The following is an 18155-nucleotide window of genomic DNA, read 5'->3' as shown; positions in this document are numbered from 1 at the left end:
GCAAGTTATGCTAAAACATACGTAAAAACATGGCAAGAGGAAATAAAAAGCAGAAGTTAGGTGGGTCTGCAGGTCAAAACAGAAAGAAATCTGATGATTTTTTAGCCCAGAACCTAAAAAAGCCCAACATCATAGAAACATCAACAGGTCTTCAATATGAAATAATAAAAGAAGGAAACGGTCCTTCTCCCAAAGAGGATAGCATTGTAATTGTAAAACAAAGAGCCATGCTTCTTGGCGGTAAAATACTGGACGATACCTACAAGGAAAACACCACCATGGAATTTAAACTAAACGAAACCATCGAAGGATACCAGGAAGCTTTGTTGATGATGAAAGTGGGCAGCAGGTATAAATTTTATGTACCTCCAGAATTGGGATGGGGCAAAAAAGGTTCTGGCGGAAGGATAGGACCATATGCCGTTGTTGTTTTTGATGTGGATTTGGTTGAGTTTTACTGACAATATTCCAGTGCCAACCGATTTAAAACATCTTCTATCTTGTTTCCGGACAGAAGCAGTGTATTTTTTTTAAATAAGGAGTAGCTATGGGCATTATCCGTATCAACAGCAACACTATAATCACATTCAGTTTTTACCGGCTTATACCCCACCCTGTATAAAGCTCTTTCAATCCACTGACATTCAACTCCAGTCCCCTTAACACAAACTGGCTTATGACTAATTTTATGGTATTTAAAAGAACCTGAATGGTTATCAAAAACAACACCTTCCCTTTCAAAGAAAGATTTAAAATCATTTGACAACACCAAGTCTTCAGGAATGCCTACCTGTAATTTCCTTCCCTGTGCCAACAGCCATATTTTATCCGCAATTTGCAATGCCATTTCCAAATCATGAGTTGACAACAAAATCCCTCTCCCATGCTCACAGGAAAGCCTTTTGAGCAATTGCATGATTTCCAACTTGGCAGGAAGATCAAGAAATGCAGTGGGCTCATCAAGAATAATAAAAGGCGTTTCCTGAACCAACGCTTTGGCAATCATAGCCTTTTGCCTTTCCCCATCACTCATTTTATCTATGGGCTTATGCCTATAATTTGCAAGACCAACCCTAGAAATTGCATTATTAACCAATTCTACATCTTCTGGGGTTAGCTTCCCAAAAAAACCAGTATAAGGAGTCCTCCCCAGCGCTACCAACTCAAATACAGTAAGATTCGGTACCTGAAGCCTGTCAGTCAATACCACACTTACCAACTTTGACCTATCCGATTCTGACAATTGCTTCAAGGAGCAACCGTTAAAAAAAACATCTCCCTGAATAGGCTTGAGAAATCCCGCCAATGTTTTTATTAATGTGGACTTACCAGCACCATTGGGACCAAGCAGGCATATAAATTCCCCTTCGTTAACTTCTATATCAATATTTGAATGCAATGGAACTGAACCATTGCCATATCCAACAGCCAGGCCTTTTACTTGCATCATACCTTTATCACTAACGCCCATTTTCTTATTCACTTAGATTTCTTCTCTTTAAAATAACAGATACAACAATAGGAGCTCCAATCAAAGAAGTAACAGCATTTATCGGTAGTGCTCCGTCAAATCCGGGCAACCTGGCAATAACATTACAAAACAAAGCTAAAGCTGCACCCAGCATCATTACTGCAGGAATCAAAACAGAATGATCTGCAGTTTTAAAAAGTCCTTTACATAAATGAGGTACTGCAAGACCTAAAAACGCAATAGGCCCGCAAAAAGCAGTTACGGTAGCTGTAAGTATTCCGGTAACAACCAATATCCCAAGACGTGAACGTTTAATGTTTAAACCCAGGTTAGCGGCATAATTCTCACCCAACAACAATACATTCAGTGATTTGATCAAAAACAAAGACGCTATAAGACCCGCAATAAGTAAAGGAATAAAGATCAGATGCTTATCCCACGATACATTATTAAACGATCCCAGTTCCCAAACCACATAACTTTTAATATCTTCCTTAGTACTAAAAAATTGCAACAAGCCAACTATTGCACTTGATGCATAGCCGACCATAATCCCCACAATAAGCAGCATAGCATTATTTCTTAATTTACGTGCTAAGAACAACACCACAAACAACACCCCGAAGGCACCTAAAAAAGCTGCAAACGAAACCGTTAACATACCAAATGACGAAACTATCAGCGAAGACAAACTACCAAAAATCCCGAAGGCCAACACAACAACGGCAACCCCCAATCCCGCACCAGAACTGATACCCAGTATTGATGGGCCAGCCAGGGGATTCCTGAACAACGTTTGCATCTGCAAACCTCCTACTGCCAGGGCAGCACCGGCCAACAAAGCTGTAAGCGATTGAGGCAACCTCGACTTAAGGAGTATATTGCCCCATATTTCATTTTCAATACCCAGGCCTAGCATCCACTTAATCACCATTTTAAATGGAATATATACTGAGCCTAACGATATATTCATCAACAACAACAGCAACAAGAGAATTACCAATCCCCCAAATACAACTTTCTTTCTTCCCTTTGCAATATCTCCCTGCATAGCCCTATTCTTTTGTCAGCCTTTTATAAAAAACCGGCTCGTAGTTTTTTAACAATTCCGGATGATACATCTTAACCATATCCGACAAAATAACTTCCGGACACATGATACCCTCTTCATAATACCGCGATGAATTCGTATTGGAAAAGATAACATTTCTTTCCTTAAAGGCAGTAAAGTCGGCATATCTGGTGTCTTCAGTTTTTAGGGCACTATAACTATATGTTCCCGGGTAATTTACCAATATAGACCAGAACTTACAATCACCGGCAGCCTCGTATACCGTTTCAAAATCATAATTATGAGATCCTACACCCGGCCTGTCATTAAATATATAGTTCACTCCGGCGTCCTTTAAAAAAACAGCCTTATAACTCTGCGCTGCGGGAACATACCAAACACCTTGATAAACTTTACCAGTAAAAACATCTGGTTTATCATTTGCCTGAGAAGCAATTTCTTTGATAGCATTATATTTATCTGCAATTTCCTGAACTTTTTTTAGCGCAAAATCCTCCCGGTCAAAAAAAGAAGCCACAAACATTAACCATTCCATTCTTCCCAAGGGGGTATTTTCAAGATAACTACTATTGGTAGCTACTTTTATCCCGGCATTACGCAAAGGTCCGTAATAATCGTCCCTGAATGGTGAAATCATCATCATATCAGGGTTTAGTGACAATACCACTTCCATATCCGGGGCATACGCTGTACCTATATTACGGATCAAGCTTTTTTCTATGCCCTTTTTAACTTTTTCATTTGATACATATTCCGGTTCTGCCATTCCTACCAATTGATCCAGCACACCTAATTCATTAGCATAGCAAATTTGGGTAGAAGCAACCGATATCCATCTTTTTACAGGCACACGTATGGCATCAGGGTTACGCTTTAAAAAAGCTTCGTTTCCCGACAAAACCATCGACAAAGGAGCAGCCAATGAATCCCAGGGATGGAGAACCTCTACTATTTTATGGTCCGAATAGTACTTTATTGAAAACCTATTGGCATATTTGGGTACATATACCGAGTCCGGCTGCTGTACCCCGCTTAAATCCTTTTTTGCAGAAGATTGATGATTACAACCATAGATAATCAACCCCAATATTCCCAAAAACAAAACATTCTTAATCATAACTTCTATCTCCCGAAATGTTTATGAAACTAAAAAGCTTATGGCAGGTTTTCCGACTCTCTTTGCGAGCACCTTCCCATTTTCCCTTACATGAATTGGAAAAACAGTGGTGTTGACCTCACCTTTATCAGGTAGAATACGGCTGCGGGTACAGTTCCTGATTCCTCAAAAGAGTAACAGGATTCCCTATAACCAACATTAAATACAGCTGATTAAAATCCATAAGCGCAGACAAAAATATATAAAAAAAGGGCTGTGTAGTAATATACACAACCCTTTTTTAAACAATATCAAAAAACTTAATCCTGATAAATCAACAGTGCAGAATAAGTATTCACTCCCTGACTGGAATGCGCAGAATACTTTACATCTATTAAATTATCTGAATCTATACTTTTTTCATTTAAGTAATCATTTATTTGCTGGTCTATAGCTTTATCAAAATCATCTACTCCTGTATATTGAAAATGCTTTGTTTTAATTTTTGACATAATTTTTTAGGATTTAAAATTGTACAACACTATTGTAAACTTCTATTTGGTACGTAACTTCTTAAATTTGGATACAAAAATGGAGTACAAAAATTAACATTTTCCACTAATACACTTCCATCCAGGTCGTAAAGCGTTGAAATTCTTTATGGTTATCAGACAGCCACAAAAGTACTTCTTCATTATATTTACAATTGCTAATAAAATAACTAAAAGGCTCTGACAGATTATTCTTTTCAAGTTTAGTGAAAAAGTTAACGTAAAACTCCCACCAAAACCCGGATTTATCAATAGCGGATTCTCCCAATATTTTAAACAATGTTTTATTGTTTTTTGCAAAACTGATCAAGCAGCTTCCTTCTCCATATAAATCTGCCAACTCCACATTATCCTCTCCTGCCTTAATCAAACTAATGGCCAATTCTGCAGCACCAAAATCGTTATAATGAAAACCTGCCTTTACCAATTTTATATCGCGCTGCCCTTTTACACGAACCCCTTGTTCCCACAATGCATTTAATAAATCATAGGCAGTTGTACTTCTTTCCGAATCCTGCTCAATCAACAAAAAATAATACAATGGCAACATGCTCTGTACGCGCTCGCCTTTATCAAACATAATATACGCCAATAACAAATGGCTGCTTCCATGATCCGGAGCCAGTTCAACTGCGTTTATAGCATATTCCTGCGCCTCTTCATATTCTTTATCATTATACAATGACAGCGCAAGGTTATATCGCAACAAATAGTTCGATGGATACTTTCCAATTCCTTCTTTATAGGTTTTTCGTGCCCGATGCTCCCTCCCCAGGTTTTCCCATGCAGATCCATTTATCAGATAAGCATCTTCGTTATACTCCCCTTCTTTCGACAGCAATTTCCCGCTTAATACGGCAGCATCTTCATTCTGGTTTAAAGCCAAATGAGTTAATGCCAACTCATAACAGGCCAAATCAGAATGCTTATCATATTTATATGCTTGTTTGAAAAAATTTAAGGCCTCTTCGTAGTTTCCTATGTCATATTCGGCAATCCCCCTGGAAATAATGGATTCAAAATCCTTATCCTGCGCTCTTAATATAGTTGTGGATGCAATAAAAATTACTACACCTAATAATACCTTTCCCAACATAAATCGTTTCTAAAAAATACCTAACAAAGAAAGTAATTATTATTTACACGCGCCCGTTTTTCGCATACAAAATACTTTCTGAATCACACTTTTAACTTAACCTTAACGATTGAAGAATCGATTCCATCTGACGCACATAAAAGGCTTTGTTTTGTTTTTTGGGTGCATATACAAAACCTTCAACCATTATAAGTTTATTATGATGTTCATCTTTAATAAAATAATTAACGAACGGGCCTCCCATAAAATATCCTTCAACTTTCCACAACCCTCTTATTTCAATAATATCCAATTCATTATTTAATATTTTTCGCGTTTGAACAGGCAACCGCTCTTCTGTTATCATATACGAATCAGAGTTAGGCCCCGGAACATATTTTTGGGTCACATAATTTCTAAGAGTAACCAAATCATTAACATTTAAGGATCCGACGCTATCTAAATCAAATTCATGAAATATAACAGACTGGATGGTTTCCAGTTTATCTGCCCTAAACCATGTAAATCCAAGGGTATCTTTCACCAAACGATAACCTTGCGGGATAGTAATATCAATATGGTACTTTTCGCTCACATATCGTTTTGTTGCTGCATCTGCTCCTTTTTTATTGGCATTTGTCATCGTTTTTATATCACCATAATACAAATGGTTAAATATCTGATCTCTATTCTCACCAAAAAGTTTTGCAAAGCTTTCTACACCTGAAAATTTAACTTCTACAATTTGCTGATTACTTGCCCACACATCAGTTTTATAATCAATCAATTCCTTATTAAGAAGGTTGTGTTTAAGAATCAGAATATTTCGATAGGATTTAAAATGCCTCTCAAAATTTTTGGGCGAAATAGTAGTTAATCTGAAAGTTGGCTCAGGTTGGGGAATACAAGGGAATTCCTGGGTGGCAAAATCAACAACAACACTTTTTACCAGGGTTGTATTTAAAGAAGGATCCATAACAACAAGCAACTCACCGGGAGCTCCTATTGACCTTATTTTATTAGAACTGCTTTGGGTTTTACAACCAGCAAAAAACATTACCTGGACAATCAAAATCACAACAAAGGATAGCTGACGGCTAATTAAAATAGTATATTTTTTTGAAATAATCATGTCTGAATGGATTTAGGTATTAAACAATTTAAAAATTAGAAAGAAACGATCAACTACCCCGAAAAAAGGGATAAACGGGGTAGTTTGATATAATAACTTGTTTACATCATAAAATTCATTTTTGGGAAATTATTAACACGTATTAGATTATAGTATTTTAATAATATTAAAGCTCAGATAATTGTACGTTACAAAATTACCAACGAACAATATCAGCCTATTGTAACCTGAAATTTATGGGTACCTGGTAAGATACGGAAACAAACTTATCCCGCTGCCTGCCAGGCTTCCAATCCGGCATAGACGAAACCACACGTACTGCTTCCTTATCTAATGCAGAGTCAGCACCACGAAGGATTTTAACTTCTCTGACCTTACCGGTTTTACCGATTACAAAACTCAAAAATACTTTACCCTCTATGCCATTCTCCTTGGCAATATATGGGTAATTAACAGACTTGGCCAAGTACTTTAACAAAGCCTTTTCACCACCTGGAAATTCAGGTTTGTGTTCCAACACCACAAAAGGAATTGCTTCATCAGATCCTTCATCATCAAGTGCAACATCATTTAATGCTACGGCAATTTCTTCGTTTGCTTCCGATGAAAAATCAAAGTCATCATCAATGTCGATATTATCCTCAACAATAATAATCTCATCAACCGAAACCTTAGGAGGAACAGGCTCTGGTAGCTCAGGTTCTTTCACCGTAGTAATAGGTGGCAAATCCAATTCCTCAATAATAAACTTTTCATCATCGGATAACTTAACTAGTTCACTGGTCGTTTTCCATTCGAAAGCAACCAACGACACCCCAATGGCTAAAACAAAACCAACCTGCAAAAACATATTCCTTTTGCTTTCCAGGTCGGCTTTTTTCGTTTTTTTTACTTTCATAACTCAATTTTTAAATGGTTATACAACTGAAATATTCAGCTGTACCATTTTATAGCCAAGTTGCATACCAAAAAATAGCAAAACCACCCACTAAAACCATAACAACCTGACCTAATGCAACTTTCAACCTACAAACTTAAGTTCTAAAATAAAATAGCACCGCGCATTTTCGCCCATTGGGGCGAATTATGCCATGCATAATCGCAGTGTTCAGCAGCGGAAGCCATAAAGTAGGTTATTTTATAGAGCCACAATCTGAGGCCTCGACTCTACTCAATATGCTAGTTGAATGGATCGGATCTATATAAGCACCGTGTAAATCAGAGCCGTTCCTTATTTGCGATAAAGTATAGTTGCAAAGTTTACTTAGACCTGATAGGTTTTAAAAACTTGTTGGGTCTGATTCCGAATAATTCAATGACAAAATTCAAAGGCCTCCTTTAATAAAAGCATGGCTGCTTTATAAACAGCCGGGTTACCTGGTTAGTAAAACGGATGTGCAGATTGATAAAAATATTCTGAAACGTATTCTGAAACTAAGTAAGTTCTCCGATGAAGATAAAAGCCACAACTTTTTAAATTGTGACTCTTTTATATGATTTACAACTTGCTTATTTCGCAGATCATAGATCCGCGCATACTGGGTTATTTCTTCTTTGCCCATCGCAATTATATTTTCAGTATGACCATTTATCGTCGTAATCATTTCATTATTTATTGTTTTTAATTGAACAAAACCCGGTCATTGCCGGGTTTTGTTGTTTTATTTCAAAAGGTACGAGATGCAATCTCGCATCTATGGAGAGATTGTTAATGAAAGTCAAATGGATTTCTATTAAAAGTTACTATTACTTTATTCCTAAATTCGAAGTCAACTCCAAGTTGATAGTACTTTCTATTAGTTTCGATATAAACTAAATGACCTCGATTAATTCTGATTCCTATATAATCCGTTTTTTTATAATCCGATATATATAAGTGTTTTGCAAGCCCTGTTGTATTCCTAGTTTTTACAATTTCATTGAAACGTTTTTTTCCATTTATATATATATCAATGGTATCATTATTAAATCCACTTCCTACAAACATAGGAAGGGAATCATTCTTACAAGACAGTTTACCTTCGTCTACTGTTGTATAAAGTATTTCAATATCATACTCTACTTTTTGACCATAACATTTTAAAGCCGAAATGAAAAGCAATGGCATAATATATAATAATAATAAAATACGTTTACTTATCTTCTTTCTCATCTTGTTGTTCTTTTACTCGTTTCCACATATCCATTAACTGTTCTATATTAATAGAATTTCCGTTGTTTCCATACACGTACATAAGGTTATTTACACCAATATTTATTTCATTTCTGCTATCTTTTGATTTTTGATGATATAAACCAGCCATGTGTCCAACTTCATGTGCACCTGTTCTTTTTTCAACGCTTTCTGCAGTAGCCGCTTCATACATTTCATCTGCATCAGGACTTTGACCAGGAGCTAATATTTGAGCTCAATTTGATTGAGTATCTCTTATTTTATCTGTATCACCACTACACACTAGAATATCATTTGATTCAGGATCTCTCACTTTATCTACGAATTCAATGTAAAAATCACCTTCTCCTGCATTATTGTCATATTCAATATTCACATTTGTTTCAAATTTTTTATTCGATTCTTTACTGAACCCGTTATAACTTTTTTGAATTTGATTCTTAATTACAGTAGAATGTGTTTTAGTCTGATCTTGAGACAAACTTGATGAATTCTTAACTTTTATATTCATCGTAAAAGTAACTGTAGTAACTCCTGTTTTTTGATTTTGAACCGATGAAACCCTAATTTCCCGTCCATCTTGATCTATAAACAGAATTGGATTATTCGCAGCATATGCATAAGGAGTAATTGGGGCATACTTCTCAGCCTTGTTATCAATCACGTGCCAACGCCCCAAAGCAGCATCATAAAACCGCGCCCCATAATCGTACCAATCCAATCCTTACTCTCCTGTAACGGTCATTTTGTTTTTCATTTCCATTGGGATAGACATTCCGTTGGGCATTTGGGCATTGCTTTGAATTTCTGTGGTTCCTTTCATCTCCTGGTCAATTTTTGCTTCCACAATCCAACCTGTTTTCTTATCTACTTTAATTTTAGAAACCAAAGATCCTTTCATGTTGTATTTCATTTTCATGCCATTATTTTCAACATAGACATCTTTGTCAACAGTATTAATTTTTGAATTACCTTCAATCAAATAGCATCCTTCATCCTGACCCATGTATTTGTAAACTGAGTTCATTTTTGCAGCAAAGCCAGACTCCATATCGGTATCCACATTCCAAGTATCTCCAACCGCAACAGGCTTTTCAGGAAAAACAGATGTAACCATTTCCATATTTCCTTTTAAAGCTTTTGCCCCATATGCATCTTTTAACTGTTTTTTAATCTGCTTTAATTGTGCTTCCGGAACATTGGGGAAATTTTCAAACATAGATCCAAACAACACATCAACATTACGCACCTCTTTAATCCTTCCACTTTTTAACATGGTTATATAAAAAGTTTTATTCACCATACTACCTAAAATACCGGAAAATATATCGTTGAGATCACCCTTTTCTGAAGAATATTCCATTACTCCCGTTGGTAAATCCATTTTCATAGTCAGGCTTTTATATCTAACAGACATGTCGTACCCCTCATTACTAACCTCATCTACTACAAACGCCATAACCCCCTTTATATCCATACCAATATCCATGGTCATACCGCTAACTTGCTGACTAATGGTAATTTTTGAGTCCATATTTTGGTTATATTCCTGGCCTTTGTTCAAATTTAAAGTAAGCTTTACTTTTTGGGCAGATACTGAGGCCACTAATACTAACATAAGGGCCAAAACTTTAATTTTTCTCATAATTTTTGAAGTTTATATTGTAAATATTTTTTGATGAAGCTACTAATTTTAAATATGTATAAAGCAATAATCCATTAGTATTTTTATTTACTAGTCGCTGCAAGAGGCTTCTTATAAAATATCACTAGATTTGTACTTGTACAAATCCAGATATAATGACAGGAATAAGCACTAAAAATATCGTACAACATATAAACAACTGTATTTCATTAGAAATAAAAGATTTAATTGCAGAACCTGCTATCATATACTTATTCGACAACAATAAAAAACTAATTTCCAGTCACTCAACTTCCTCTGCCAATATCTATGAAAAATATTCAACAGTTAATTTTCTGGAACAACCAAACAGCAACCAGATTGAAAACGATAATATTAATTTTTCATCTCAGGAATTAACAATCCTTCCTAACCTGCTATACACTATAGGAGTTTTAATTGAAGGCAATCCATCTTTGGCAAATAGCTATGTTGGTTTAATCAAAACAATCATCACCCATTCAACTAATAATTTAAGCAGTCACCATCTGCTTAACAAAAACGAGCAGTTTACTTTTGCAATAATGAATGCCGTAAACTTTGCCGTATTATCAACAAACAGTACCGGAAAAATAATATATGCCAACGATCATTGCTGCAGGGTATTGAATATTAAAAGGACCGAACTACTGGAGTATTCCATCAGCAAACTAATACCAAACTGGGACAGTATTGCCAAAATGGTAAGTTCGGGCAACGAGATATCAAACAAAGAAATCACCCTGGTTACTCCAGAAGAATCGTTAAAATTCAATTTAAACTGTTCGTCGATAAAAGACTCGAACAACAATGAAATAGGATTTGTTTTGGCCTTTCGTTCCATAGAAAAAGTTTACCAATTGGTAAACAAGTACACAGGAATGCAGGCCCGATATACATTTGACAACATTATTGGCAAAAGCAAAATCATGCGCCAGGCCATAGAGTATGCCGAAACAATCTCTAACAGTCCGTCAACCATATTAATTGAGGGAGAAAGCGGCACTGGTAAAGAAGTGTTTGCACAAAGTATTCACAATGCCAGCAACCGAAAAAATGCTTCATTTGTGGCCATAAACTGTGCTGCCATTTCCGAAAACCTTATTGAAAGCGAGTTGTTTGGATACGATGATGGCGCCTTTACAGGAGCAAAAAAAGGAGGGCACCCGGGAAAATTTGAACTTGCCAACAACGGCACATTGTTTCTGGATGAGATTGGCGACATGAAGCCCGATATGCAAGTGAAACTATTAAGGGCAATTCAGGAAAGCAGCATTACCCGTGTAGGTGGCGACAAAGTAATTCCGGTTGACGTAAGGATTATTGCCGCAACCAATAAAAATCTGCAGAACGAGGTTGACAAAGGTAAATTCAGGATGGATTTATTTTACCGTATCAGTGTTATTCCTTTATATATACCATCCTTACGCGAGCGCAAAGGAGACATCCCCACATTAATCAGGTACTTTTTAAACCAGAAGAGCCTTAAACTCCACAAAGACATCCCCCACCTGGGATACTCAAGTTTACAACAAATGCTTGATTACGAATGGCCAGGCAATGTTCGTGAACTAGAAAACTACATTGAACAATTGGTTAACTTTAATGGAAAAATATCGTTGGATAGCTTCCATAAACTTAAAACAGCAGAAGAAGAACATTCCTTTTCCAATGAAAATACGGTTGATGCAGATACCGTTCCCGATATGACTTTGCAGGATTTGGAAAAAAGACATATCAGTATGTCCATCAAAAAACACAAGGGAAACATGTCGAAAGTAGCAAAAACATTGGGCATTGGAAGAAATACTCTATATCAGAAATTGAAAAAATACGGTATAGAAAAGCCTTTATCCTAAGTTTTAAAAGAGAGGATACTTGAGAAATGAGAGATGAGAGATAAGAGATAAGAGATGAGAGGTGGAAAGTGAGATTAGAGAGTTCTTAAGCTTTACTATACCACATGAGTGTTCTAATTTGGAACACTGTTCTTTTTTAGGACATTTATAATACTTTAAAGATGTCATACATTAGGACACTCCCATATTGAATCACCGGGAATACAATCACTACACACATCTACTACAACCACTTACATGATTTGGCACAAATATAGTTATTCATAAACCAACTTTTGGTAATACCATCATATAAATTTGGTATCATATGAAAACACAAGACACAAAACATGTAATCAGGATTTGTTTAGGCAGTTCATGCTACACGCGAGGAAATGCTGAAAATCTCGAGATTATCCAAAAATTTGTTGAAGGAAGAAACATTGCAGCCTCACTCGATTTCAGGGGGCACTTATGTAACGAAAACTGCAACAGGGGACCCGTTATAACAATTGATGGTGAGTCGTTTGAAGAAGTTCAGCCGTTCCAGGTAGAAAAAATACTAATGGAAAAACTGATCTGATCAAACAAGAACAACTATAACACCAAAATTTGCAATTAACCATCATTAATTGAAATGAACACGAAACCCATATATACCATTGAAAATGATTGCATGGATTGTTACAAATGTATTCGCAACTGTCCTTCAAAAGCAATTAAGATAACAGAGCAAAAAGCATCGATAATTGATGAGCTTTGCATCTATTGTGGCCGTTGTGTTTCTGTGTGTCCGGCCAATGCCAAACAAATCAGAGATGGTTTATCAAGAGTAAAACAATTAATTAATTCAGGAGCTACTACTGTTGCATCGGTAGCCCCATCTTTTCGTGCAGAATTCAGCCATTTTTCTGACGAAGAGTTTATTACCCAATTAACAAAACTTGGTTTTAACTACATTTCAGAAACTGCTTTGGGTGCCCAGATTGTAAGCGGGCATACCGAGCAGTTTCTAAAAGCCAGGAACAAAGGCATATATATATCTTCTGCCTGTCCTGGGGTTGTTGAGTTGATTAAAAAATATTACCCTCAATATATAGTAAATATCACTCCGTTCCTTTCACCCATGCTGGCTCATGCCAAAAGCTTAAAAAAGGAACTCAACAAAGAAGCAAAAGTAGTTTTTATCGGACCATGCATTGCTAAAAAGGCAGAGGCCGACAATTGGCCTTCTCTTGTTGATACGGCGATAACATTTGACGAACTTAAAACCTGGATGAATGAACCCGGTACAAATAATAGCAACCACAGTGAGGATGTTGAGTTTTTTCCCTTCAAGGCCAATTCCGGAAATATTTACCCAATTGAAGGGGGTATGATCAACACCTTTTCCAGCAATAACAATTTGCTAAAGCTATCGTTTGCCGGCATTGATGAAGTGAAGGGAGTATTAAACCGCTTAGATACCATTCAACATGACGGACCTGTATTTCTGGAACTATTGTTATGTGAAGGAGGCTGTGTAAATGGCCCTGGGTGCAATAGCGAAAACAATCCGGTTCAAAACAAAATTCAGATTTTAAACAGCAAATCGAACAAACCGGAAGTGCCATTCAAAGAATTGGCGCTATTAAATATTGAATGCGATTACTTTGGCTATACCCCAATCAAGCAACCTGAATATAAACATGAAGCCATACAGGAGGCTTTAAGTAATATTGGAAAAACATCTCCAAAAGATGAGCTTAATTGTGGCAGTTGCGGGTATAATACATGCCGCGAATTTGCCATTGCAACTTTAAGCGGAATGGCAGAACCCAATATGTGCGTTTCTCATTTAAAGAAAATAGCCTATAACCAGGCCTCCATCCTGCTCAAAAAAATTCCTTCAGGAGTTGTTTTGGTCGACCAGCAGTTAAAAATTATTGAAATAAACCAAAGCTGCATCAATATGCTTGGACACCAGCCCTGGCATAAGGATGAAGCAAGCAACAATATCTTAAATAAACATATAAACGAACTGGGTTATTTTACCGAGCATTTTACTACTGCCATACACACAGGTAAAGAATACAACCAATTGCCTATTGTACAAAATGGAAAGAGTTTCCAGCTATCCATTTTTAACATACAAAAATATAAGTTGGTAGCCGGCATCATCCAAAATTTTGAAAGCAAAGAATTTAAAAGTGATATTATAGAAAAGAGAACAAGGGTTGTAATTAAAAAAAATATGGAAACAGCACAAAAGATTGCAGCACTATTGGGCGAAAATGCATCTTTTACCGATTCTTTACTCAACTCTATCCTCACCGATTACTCTGAAGAAAAAGCCGACAACAACGCCCCAAACGCCAGCACACATGCATAGTAAGTTTGTTATTGATGCCGAAAATATTTGTCAAGCAAAGGCTGGGGAGGTCATCTGCGGCGATGCCGTTCTTTTCAGTAAAGTGAAAGAAGAGAACCGTTTTGTTGCCGTTATGTCTGATGGTTTGGGAAGTGGTGCAAAGGCAAACATTTCGGCTACCATGACAAGCACCATGGCACTTCAGTTTACATTAGCGGGAGAATCGATTGAGCGCACAGCTGAGTTCATCACCAAAACGCTACCGGAAGATTCCTTTCGAAAAGTGAGCTATTCAACCTTTTCTATTATAGATGTTAATTACCGGGGCGAAGTAAAGGTTATTGAATACGATAACCCTTCGGTTTTGGTGTTACGGGACGGAAAATTTATCGACATCCCTAAAAAGCAAAAAACAATAAACCATCTGCACACAAAAAGAAATAAACTATATCAATATAATTTTTCGCTACAAAAGGAAGACCGGATTATATTGGTGAGCGATGGAATTACCCAAAGCGGCATGGGTAGCGATGAAATGCACTTTGGCTTACAAATAAACGGACTAAAAAAACACATACAAAAAACAGTAAGCGAAGAGCCCGGAATCTCGGCCAAACAACTGGCACAAAGCATCATGAATAAAGCCATTAACATTGACAAAGGAGCTTTAAAAGACGATGCATCCTGTTGTGTTCTTTATTACAGAAAGCCTCGGAAATTATTGATTGTTTCCGGTCCGCCGTATCACAAAGAAAACGATGTACATTTGGCCAGAAGCATCAATCAGTTCAGGGGAAAAACCATTATTTGCGGGGGCACAACAGCTAAAATTGTAGCCCGCGAACTGGATACCGAGGTAGAGATAGATCTGGCTAATTATACACCCGGACTTCCTCCCCGTGCAACCATGAAAGGAATTGACCTGGTTACAGAAGGAGTTATTACTCTGGCGCGCGTTTCTGAAGAACTCCAGAAATATGATTCTAACGCGGGTGTATCACCCGGAATTTCAGGACAAATCATTTCAATGATGCTCGAAAGTGATGAAATCCACTTTATATCCGGCACCAGAATAAACAATGCCCATCAGGATCCAAACCTTCCGGTTGAGCTTGAAATAAGGAGAAACGTAATAAAAAGAATTACCGAAACCCTTGAAAAGAAATTTTTAAAAATAACCGACATAACATATTTATAACAGTTTATGCAAAAAGAAATAGAAGTAAAAATATGTTGTGGCACCAATTGCTATATCACAGGAGGTTCAGGTTTACATTTAATCAAAAACCACCTTCCCGAAGACATTATCGACAGCATTAACATAAAAGGGGTACTTTGTCAGGATGTATGCACAGATATGTGCCGTTCCCAAAAGCCTCCCATCGCCTGGATCAATAACGAAATGATTACACAGGCCAGCATTAACAAACTAAAATCAAAGATTTTAGAACAAGTAAATTTTGAATAAATAACAACAAAACATATCATGACCTATTTTAACAATGCGATTCAAACAAAAAGAGAGTTATTAACCCGCTTAATAAAACTGCTTAAAGATGATGAGTTATTTGATAAAATTGACCGCATACCTCTGGAAATGCGCCCTAAATCAAAAACTCCTATCAGGTGCTGTGTGCATAAAGACCGGGCTGTAATTAAGTATAAGGCCATGGCCATGATGGGTTACTGTGTTGAGGATGAAGAGGACGAACTTACTCCTTTAAAAGAATATGCACTAAAGGCCATTGAAAAAACGGAGATTCCAGAAAGCCACCTTACCGTAATCGATGAGGCATGTAGCTCATGCGTACAGGTAAACTACACGGTTAGTAACCTGTGCCAGGGATGCGAAGCCCGTGCTTGCCAGGTAAACTGCCCTAAAGATGCCATCAGGGTATTAAACGGTAAAGCCATCATCGATCACCAGAAATGTGTAAACTGCGGACTTTGCCAAAAGGCCTGTCCATTCCATGCCATTGCTTACCTTCCGGTTCCCTGCGAAGAGGCTTGTCCTGTAAACGCCATTAAAAAGGATGAAAACGGTATTGAAGTTATCGACTACAACAAATGTATATATTGTGGAAAATGTATGACTGCCTGTCCCTTTGGTGCCATTATGGAAAAATCGCAGGTTATTCCCCTAACCTATAACCTAAAGGCAAAAAAAGAAATGGTAGCCATGGTTGCCCCGGCAATTTTCAGTCAGTTTAAGGCCAAACCCGAAAACCTTTTGGGCGCATTAAAAGAAATAGGATTTACACATATCATAGAAGTAGCTGAAGGTGCTGACATCACAGCTAAAAACGAAACAGAAGAGTGGATTGAAACAGTTCAGAAAAACGAACCTTTCCTTACCTCATCTTGTTGTCCGGCACATACACTATTAAGCGAAAAACACATCAAAAATATTCAGCCCAACGTGTCACACACCAAATCGCCAATGATATATACAGCTGAAATTGCAAAAGAAAGGTTTCCTAATGCACAGCGTGTTTTCATTGGGCCTTGCCTGGCAAAACGCAGCGAAGCAGAAAAAGCAGGAAACATCGATTACGTACTAACATTCGAGGAACTCAGCACCATATTTATGGCTTACAACATCAAGTTCCCTGAAACCAGCGAAATTGAACTATACCCAACCATTTCGGCCGAAGCCCGTGGTTTTGCATTGAGTGGAGGTGTGGCCAATGCCATTAAACAGAGCATCCCCAATGGATATGCTTTTAAAGAATACCTGGTAAACGGGTTGACAAAGAAAAACATCAAGTTGCTTAAAGCTTTTACGGCCAAAGCACCCGACTACAACTTTATTGAAGTAATGGGTTGCGAAGGTGGATGCATCAACGGCCCTGGCTCTGTTGCAACAAGCAAGGCAGCCGAAATAGCCATGAAAAAATTTCTGGCTGAACTAAACAAAGAAACAGTTAATGCATAATTTCCCCCTTTGGTGGATTAAAATTTAAATCAACCATATTTTCCTCGTTACACTTTTTATAAAGTGAGGTTTATAAGAGGTGTAACCTCCCATGCCTGGTTTAATCCGGCATGGGTATCCAATCACAAGAGCATTATAATTCTATATAGTTTGATTTAGTAGTTTGAAACAAGTTGTTTATTTTTTTAAGCAGCTTGTTTCTTTTTTTAGGGCGCATCCCTCCCCAAAGCCCTTGTTTAATCAGCAAAACACTCCAGGTCGGGTCGGGCTATCCGCTAATACTCCTCGCTACCACTATTATATTCATACAACTACACCACCAACCAACACAATCATATGCAACAAAGCATTGGTATATAACACCGCTGTGGGGTACCGCTGCTATCCCTTGCGCTGAGACAATGAGCAATGGCAAGTGCGGAGTGCAAAGAGCAGAGGGTTGAGAGCGGAGAGCAGCCTTCTCCTACAAAAACCAATCTTCCTCTTTGCCCTGAGGCAAGGGGGAAGTACCATGCAACAAGCAATCAAGCTACAGCGCAGCGTCTTAAAGGCGTAGCCGTCCTATCAACTAATGGCTATTGACTATTGACCTGATTTATACGGATCCGATCTTATTTACAAGGAGATGATTATAAAGAACGGATCCGGGGAAATGTTGTTCCTGAAGATAAATGCTGTAGTAGCAAGCAATTAAGCTAAAGCGAAGCGTCCTAAAGGCGCAGCCGTCCTATCAGCTAATAGCTATATTATTATACGGATCCGATCTTATTTACAAAGAGCTTATAAAGACCGGATCCGG

Annotated in this window: 18 protein-coding genes and 1 riboswitch; of the genes, 7 read left to right on the top strand and 11 right to left on the bottom strand. The window is 37.5% G+C overall.

Features of this window, described 5'->3' with window-relative positions; genetic code table 11:
* The first annotated feature begins 29 nt into the window (after positions 1–29).
* Positions 30–461 (top strand): FKBP-type peptidyl-prolyl cis-trans isomerase, encoded by a 432-nt coding sequence (locus OM074_RS15710; protein ID WP_301201143.1) that lies wholly within the window; start codon positions 30–32, stop codon positions 459–461.
* Here the strand turns inward: OM074_RS15710 and OM074_RS15705 are convergent.
* The 11 genes from OM074_RS15705 to OM074_RS15655 all read right to left on the bottom strand — a co-directional run bounded on the left by OM074_RS15705 (position 455) and on the right by OM074_RS15655 (position 10215).
* Positions 455–1483: an ABC transporter ATP-binding protein gene (locus tag OM074_RS15705; RefSeq protein WP_301201141.1), complete on the bottom strand. Its 1029-nt coding sequence runs from the start codon at positions 1481–1483 to the stop codon at positions 455–457. The two genes, OM074_RS15710 and OM074_RS15705, sit on opposite strands and share 7 nt — an antisense overlap.
* Positions 1476–2522: an iron chelate uptake ABC transporter family permease subunit gene (locus OM074_RS15700; protein WP_301201139.1), complete on the bottom strand. Its 1047-nt coding sequence runs from the start codon at positions 2520–2522 to the stop codon at positions 1476–1478. The genes OM074_RS15705 and OM074_RS15700 overlap by 8 nt, the downstream gene beginning before the upstream one ends.
* Before the next feature lie 4 nt (positions 2523–2526).
* On the bottom strand, positions 2527–3660 hold the full coding sequence (locus OM074_RS15695; protein ID WP_301201138.1) for an ABC transporter substrate-binding protein: 1134 nt from the start codon (positions 3658–3660) through the stop codon (positions 2527–2529).
* A 25-nt stretch (positions 3661–3685) separates the two neighbouring features.
* Positions 3686–3899: riboswitch (cobalamin riboswitch) on the bottom strand.
* Between the two features lie 60 nt (positions 3900–3959).
* Positions 3960–4151: a sporulation protein Cse60 gene (locus tag OM074_RS15690; RefSeq protein ID WP_301201136.1), complete on the bottom strand. Its 192-nt coding sequence runs from the start codon at positions 4149–4151 to the stop codon at positions 3960–3962.
* Positions 4152–4257: 106 nt separating this feature from the next.
* Positions 4258–5286, bottom strand: a complete 1029-nt coding sequence (locus OM074_RS15685; protein WP_301201134.1) for a tetratricopeptide repeat protein — start codon at positions 5284–5286, stop codon at positions 4258–4260.
* A gap of 91 nt (positions 5287–5377) precedes the next feature.
* The gene (locus OM074_RS15680) at positions 5378–6397 is read right to left on the bottom strand and encodes a DUF4837 family protein (protein WP_301201132.1); all 1020 of its coding nucleotides are present in this window, start codon (positions 6395–6397) and stop codon (positions 5378–5380) included.
* 217 nt (positions 6398–6614) lie between these two features.
* A complete protein-coding gene (locus OM074_RS15675; RefSeq protein WP_301201130.1) occupies positions 6615–7295 on the bottom strand; it encodes an energy transducer TonB in 681 nt (226 codons plus the stop codon).
* 810 nt (positions 7296–8105) lie between these two features.
* Entirely contained in the window at positions 8106–8549 is a 444-nt protein-coding gene (locus OM074_RS15670) for a hypothetical protein (protein ID WP_301201129.1), read from the bottom strand.
* Positions 8530–8763: a hypothetical protein gene (locus tag OM074_RS15665; protein WP_301201127.1), complete on the bottom strand. Its 234-nt coding sequence runs from the start codon at positions 8761–8763 to the stop codon at positions 8530–8532. The genes OM074_RS15670 and OM074_RS15665 overlap by 20 nt, the downstream gene beginning before the upstream one ends.
* A 42-nt stretch (positions 8764–8805) precedes the next feature.
* On the bottom strand, positions 8806–9291 hold the full coding sequence (locus OM074_RS15660; RefSeq protein ID WP_301201125.1) for an RHS repeat-associated core domain-containing protein: 486 nt from the start codon (positions 9289–9291) through the stop codon (positions 8806–8808).
* 3 nt (positions 9292–9294) lie between these two features.
* Complete coding sequence (locus OM074_RS15655) at positions 9295–10215, bottom strand: DUF6263 family protein (RefSeq protein WP_301201123.1); 921 nt, start codon at positions 10213–10215, stop codon at positions 9295–9297.
* Between the two features lie 155 nt (positions 10216–10370).
* Here OM074_RS15655 and OM074_RS15650 point away from each other — a divergent pair, with 155 nt between their 5' ends.
* From OM074_RS15650 to OM074_RS15625, 6 genes are all read left to right on the top strand, one after another.
* Positions 10371–12092, top strand: a complete 1722-nt coding sequence (locus OM074_RS15650; RefSeq protein WP_301201121.1) for a sigma-54 interaction domain-containing protein — start codon at positions 10371–10373, stop codon at positions 12090–12092.
* A gap of 307 nt (positions 12093–12399) precedes the next feature.
* A complete protein-coding gene (locus OM074_RS15645; protein ID WP_301201119.1) occupies positions 12400–12654 on the top strand; it encodes an NAD(P)H-dependent oxidoreductase subunit E in 255 nt (84 codons plus the stop codon).
* 54 nt (positions 12655–12708) lie between these two features.
* Positions 12709–14442: a [Fe-Fe] hydrogenase large subunit C-terminal domain-containing protein gene (locus tag OM074_RS15640; RefSeq protein ID WP_301201117.1), complete on the top strand. Its 1734-nt coding sequence runs from the start codon at positions 12709–12711 to the stop codon at positions 14440–14442.
* On the top strand, positions 14435–15619 hold the full coding sequence (locus OM074_RS15635) for a SpoIIE family protein phosphatase (protein WP_301201115.1): 1185 nt from the start codon (positions 14435–14437) through the stop codon (positions 15617–15619). The genes OM074_RS15640 and OM074_RS15635 overlap by 8 nt, the downstream gene beginning before the upstream one ends.
* 6 nt (positions 15620–15625) lie before the next feature.
* Entirely contained in the window at positions 15626–15889 is a 264-nt protein-coding gene (locus OM074_RS15630; protein WP_301201113.1) for a hypothetical protein, read from the top strand.
* A gap of 18 nt (positions 15890–15907) precedes the next feature.
* On the top strand, positions 15908–17356 hold the full coding sequence (locus OM074_RS15625) for a monomeric [FeFe] hydrogenase (RefSeq protein ID WP_301201112.1): 1449 nt from the start codon (positions 15908–15910) through the stop codon (positions 17354–17356).
* Positions 17357–18155: the final 799 nt, after the last annotated feature.

It is taken from the genome of Plebeiibacterium marinum (assembly GCF_026013615.1).
GTDB classification, from domain to species: Bacteria; Bacteroidota; Bacteroidia; order Bacteroidales; family Marinilabiliaceae; genus Saccharicrinis; species Saccharicrinis marinus_A.
The sequence above is the reverse complement of the archived record's forward strand: the minus strand, read 5'-3'. Positions and strand labels throughout refer to the sequence as shown.